This is a genomic window from Paenibacillus zanthoxyli JH29, from assembly GCF_000520715.1.
Lineage (GTDB): Bacteria > Bacillota > Bacilli > Paenibacillales > Paenibacillaceae > Paenibacillus_AQ > Paenibacillus_AQ zanthoxyli.
In genome coordinates this window covers 1-4815 of record NZ_ASSD01000132.1, presented here as the reverse complement: position 1 = coordinate 4815, position 4815 = coordinate 1, and the positions used below count along the sequence as shown (strand labels likewise).

Annotated in this window: 6 protein-coding genes; 4 read left to right on the top strand and 2 right to left on the bottom strand. The window is 50.8% G+C overall.

From position 1 onward, the window contains the following. From L691_RS27920 to L691_RS0105375, 3 genes are all read left to right on the top strand, one after another. The coding region (locus tag L691_RS27920) for a catalase-related domain-containing protein (RefSeq protein ID WP_036735449.1) at positions 1–336 on the top strand (336 nt) is incomplete at its 5' end. 169 nt (positions 337–505) lie between these two features. Next, positions 506–877, top strand: coding sequence for a hypothetical protein (locus L691_RS0105380; protein WP_025689242.1), 372 nt, complete (start codon positions 506–508; stop codon positions 875–877). Beyond that, positions 874–2292, top strand: coding sequence for a stalk domain-containing protein (locus L691_RS0105375; protein WP_025689241.1), 1419 nt, complete (start codon positions 874–876; stop codon positions 2290–2292). The genes L691_RS0105380 and L691_RS0105375 overlap by 4 nt, the downstream gene beginning before the upstream one ends. A 62-nt stretch (positions 2293–2354) precedes the next feature. On the opposite strand, the gene L691_RS0105370 is transcribed toward L691_RS0105375, so the two are convergent. Both L691_RS0105370 and L691_RS0105365 read right to left on the bottom strand, forming a co-directional pair. Then, positions 2355–2999, bottom strand: a complete 645-nt coding sequence (locus L691_RS0105370; protein WP_025689240.1) for a DUF1847 domain-containing protein — start codon at positions 2997–2999, stop codon at positions 2355–2357. Positions 3000–3477: 478 nt separating this feature from the next. Further along, positions 3478–4377: a LysR family transcriptional regulator gene (locus tag L691_RS0105365; protein WP_025689239.1), complete on the bottom strand. Its 900-nt coding sequence runs from the start codon at positions 4375–4377 to the stop codon at positions 3478–3480. 131 nt (positions 4378–4508) lie between these two features. Here L691_RS0105365 and L691_RS0105360 point away from each other — a divergent pair, with 131 nt between their 5' ends. After that, positions 4509–4709 (top strand): hypothetical protein, encoded by a 201-nt coding sequence (locus tag L691_RS0105360; protein WP_025689238.1) that lies wholly within the window; start codon positions 4509–4511, stop codon positions 4707–4709. Positions 4710–4815: the final 106 nt, after the last annotated feature.

Genomic DNA, 4815 nt, shown 5'->3' with positions numbered 1-4815 from the left:
GGCGACAACGGCGGCGCCTCCGTATACTACGAGCCGAACAGCTTCGGCGGACCTAAAGAGTCTCCGGAGCACAAGACTGCTCCATATGAAGTCTCCGGGCAGGCCGACAGCGTTGCCTACGACCATCACGATCATTACACCCAGCCGGGCGATCTGTACCGTCTGCTGAGCGAAGACGAACGCGCCAGACTGGTGCGCAACATCGTCGATTCGATGAGGCCAGTGGAGCAAGATGACATCAAGCTCCGTCAGATTGGCCATTTTTACAAAGCCGATCCCGAGTTCGGCACCCGAATTGCCGAAGGACTCGGACTGTCCGTAGCGGCCGAGAACTAATAACCCCATTTTTATTCTAAGAAAAGCCCCGAACCGCCTGGTTCGGGGCTTTATGCTGCCGTCCCAGAATGCTGACACTTAACCAATTTGAAACTTTTGGAAATTATATACGTCTAATGGTTGTGTCCGCTCTTTAAATGACAAACAAGCGTTCGAGGAGGTAGCATCAATGAACACCTTTTATAGAACTAAACCCGTTTTGAAATGGACCGCCGGAGCCCTAATTGTATTTCTTCTAGCCGCGATAATTCCTTACGCCGGAAGAAGCGCAGCCGCAGAAGCATCGCCTGGATTAGCCGGCGGACGGGTCGTTCTAGACCCCGGCTTCGGGTATCGCAGCATCTGGGAGGCGCTCGCGAATGAACTGTATAAGTCCAGTCCTGTGACCGCCTATCTTCCTACCCGCCTGCCGGATTCCTGCTCGTCGTACTACGACATTTCAAGCCGGTTAACGCAGGAGGGCTATGCCATCCAGCTTTACAGGACCGATAAAGTACCATCCCGGCCCAGACACTGCCCGGCGCGGCATCGCCTGTCATGAAACCCCGGGACATTTTGATGGAAACTTCCGCCGGAGCAGCCAAACCGTCCTTCCCGCATGGAGATACTGTGCTGCTTGCAAAGAACGGTTGGACTTTTTATGCGGATTCCTCCGCAGCGGGGACGGTCAGCCGCAAACGGCAGCTTATTCAGACCTTCTCCCAGGCTGCGAAATTCGCAACGCCTTTATCTGCCGACGCGAAAGGCATCGTCAACGTATCGGGCACGGGAAACAGCACCGTTTACTCCGCCTATTGGTCTTTTGACGGCAAGACGGGCTACAAGCTGGTAAGCCATACCTCTCTCGCTGATTTCCTGTCGGTGCTTTACAGCTTCCGGCCGGTTATTAATCTGCTGGATCAGGCAGATGTGGTGCTGCTGCCGTTGGATTCGGAGCTGAATTGGCGGATCGGTAGTAAGACCGCTTTTTATCCCCGGGAGAACAAACGCACGACGATCAGCGGCGCTCCTTTTCTTATTGACGGAGTTCCCTATTTTCCTTTAAAAGATGCCATTGCATTTATTAAGGGGAATATGCAGACCGTCCCGGCGGAGAATGCCGTTTATTTCTCGGAAGAAGGATACTACAATCAGCTTAAGCTTTATTTAAAAACGGGCCAAGTATATAAAGGGACTCAAAAAATCGCCACCATCAAGATCCGCAAAGCGAATGGCGTAACCTTAGTACCGCTCCGTTTTTTGCATGAGCAGTTGGGCCTTGTGTTCAGCTATACCCCTGCGACGCAGACGGGAAAAATCCAACATACCGGCTGGTTCACGAACAACCGGGCACTTCAGGCATCCGGTGACACTCTCTCCCTATCGGTATTCGGTATCGGCAGTTTTTCATACGAGAGCAGCCGGTTCGGTTCTTTCGGTTCGTACAGCTACACCCAGAGCAAACCTCCTCAGGGCTATAACGGACGTAAATACGCCATGTACCGGGTCAGCATTCCTCTTTTGCCTGGGGACAATGCATTCGTATACCGCGACTCTAGAACGGGACGCATCATCAGCACCATTCCAGTCGATTCCGCGTTAACTGCAGCCGATATATCTTTCCGTTACAGCGGTAATCCGTCCTATGACTCCCTGGCCCTTAACCTGAAGCTGACCTCAAGCGACGGAACCTCGTGGCCGGCGGGCTACGCGGAGACATCCTCTTATGCCGACTTAAGCGGCGCTATAACAGCGGGCGGCAATGGCTTTTCCTCTCTGAGGCTCACGCTGCGGCCGGCCCATGGAAGGGTGAGCAAGGCTGTCAGCATTCCGGTAGCCAAAGACGGCAGCTTCACCTACCGAATCAAGCCGGAACAGGGAAAAGGAACCTACACCGTCACGCTGTATAATCCGCCAGGGAGCCTCCCGTTCGACGATTTTGCCGCCATTGTAAGTTTCACGCTAGTCGTGAAATAAGCGGTAAACGCAGCACAGCAGCATTGCCATTGATGGGCGGTGCTGCTTTCCATCCCCAGTTTTTATTCCGTGCGGAGAAGCTTGGCGTAGTACGAGCCTGTCGTATACAGCGCGGCAACCGGGTTATGGCCCATAACGCGGTCCTTCGTTACCAACGTTGTTACAGGGGCGTCCGAATATTTCATAAACAGCGAATCATGACCGACGCAAAGTCCGACCACCACATTCAGATCGGTTTGTTCCGCATTGAGGATTTTGGCCTGCAAAAGCGGGTTGCAGAGCGACTCATGGCCGCCTTTTCTCACTTTATCCTCTTCAGGGATGCCGATTTCGGTCTTGTCCACACCTCCAACTTTGCATATGACGCTATAGAATTCGAGTCCCCGGGCCTTTAAAATTTTCGCAAAAATCTTACTTTCCTGAATCAATCCGGCACAGGTTGCAATACCAATCTTCTTTGCGCCTAACTTTTTGGCAAATTCAATAATCTCTTCCACTCGGGTCAGCTTGCCGTAGAATTGTCCCTCGACCTCCGCCGATGCCCTTGCGATTCTCGATACCAGCTCTTCTTTTTTATAGGCATCAAGGGCTTCCTCAAAGAACACCTCATCGGAATTCGTCGTAGGGCAAGCTTTCGGAAATTCCGCTTCCCTAGTTATGCAGTTGTATACACCACAGCTCGTGCATGAAAAACTATAGTCCGCCATAATCTCCTCCTCCAACTAACTGGCTGAATATAAAAAAGGTTAAGCATACAAGCGCAGCCCGCAGCATGCCTTGTATCTCAACCTCTTTTGGTAAAGTCGGTTTTTATTCAGTACTCATCCCGCCAGCAAGTCAGCGTCTGAGTGACCTCTAGTCGTCTAGATGGATCAATCCCCACACTATTCATACTAACTTAGTATGACTTTAATACCTAGCCTTACGATCGTCAATACAAGAAGAGCTGCTCATAAATAAAATTGCTCTAAATGTTACAAAAAAACATCAGGACGGAGCACACGGAATGAGGCTGAGAAAGCGTTAGCATTGCCTTTGCGCCCTAATGTCCCTACCTCAGAATCCCATACATGTTTTTAGCTAACGGCAGGCATTCGATAGTTCCCATTCGCAACTGCCACCCTGATACGATCTTTTGATCCTGGTTATTGTTATATGAATCCGGTTAGCCTCGGATTAATTTCTCTAAGATTCCGAAGCCCGGGTTCCGCATGACAACGCTTCTGGCAGATGCTCCTTTACCTCCTCGATAAATTTATGAAAGGCGCTCGTCATGTACAGATCGCGCCGCCGTATAAAAACCGTCGGAACTTCCCGATACCTCTCCGGAAAAGGATAGCACCGGATGCCGTCCTTGACATTCAGCTTATTATAATAAGATACAGGCAGTACGGCAAAGCCGATCCCCGCTTTTACACAGCCCAGCAGCCCTTCCATCGATCCGAACTGCATGACTTTGGCTAGACGAAAGCCTTCGTCCCGGAGCCATTCCTCAAGCTGCAGCCGATACATGCAGTCCGGGTTCAAGATCAGCAGTGTCTTGTCCTGAATGGTTCGGAGCCCGCGAAAATCCATCGTCTCCGGTATAATAAGACCCAAACGCTCGTTAATGATTAGCTCCTGAATAATGTCCGGATGCTCGACTGGCCCATCCACAAAGGCTCCGTTAACGGAATACTGCAGGACGGCATTGATGAGCTGATCGGTTGATCCGATATCCAGATGGACTTCAACCTCAGAAAATTTGCCGCGATAGGCGGATAAAATAGAGGGCAAGCGTATCGCCGCCGTTGTATCGGAGCCAACCGTAATGGAGCCCTTGGGAATGGGCGAATCCAGAACCGCTTTTTCCGCCTCCTCCAGCAGGTTTAAAATCTTCTCGGTATACGTCATAAGGGTCTGACCTGCGGAGGTCAGCGTGATCCCCCGGCTGTGCCGGTAAAAGAGCGGAGTCTTCAGCTCCTGCTCCAGCTGCTGAATTCTTGCCGTCACATTCGATTGTACATAGTTAAGACTCTGGGCCGCTTTTGAAATGCTTCCTTCCTCAGCGACCGCCCTGAACACCTTCAGAAGTCCAATATCCATCCCGGCACGTCCCCTCTTTTTAGCTATCAGCCATAGTGATGTCCTCTATCATTTCCCTTCATTATACATGATTGGCTTCTCCCATTATGATGGAATTACAAAAGAAATTTATTGAAGAGGAGCGAAAACCGATGGAAAATAAACGTTGGCGTTTTAAAGTGCCCGGGGCATTAGGCAGCAAAGAGATCATCATCGATACCAGGGAAATCAAGAGTGTGTATGACGTTCTGAAGAAGCTGAGAAGCGTAGAAGAAGGAGTTCCCCTTGAACAAGCAACGGCTCCCCGCCAGGAAACGAACCAAGACTCCCCCGGCGAACCTAAAGCCGTATAAGAACAACTGGGGATACAGATATAGATATATAAAAAAAGACCTCTGCAGCGCAGAAGTCTTTATGACGCAGTAAGCGGGTGATGGGAATCGAACCCACGCTATCAGC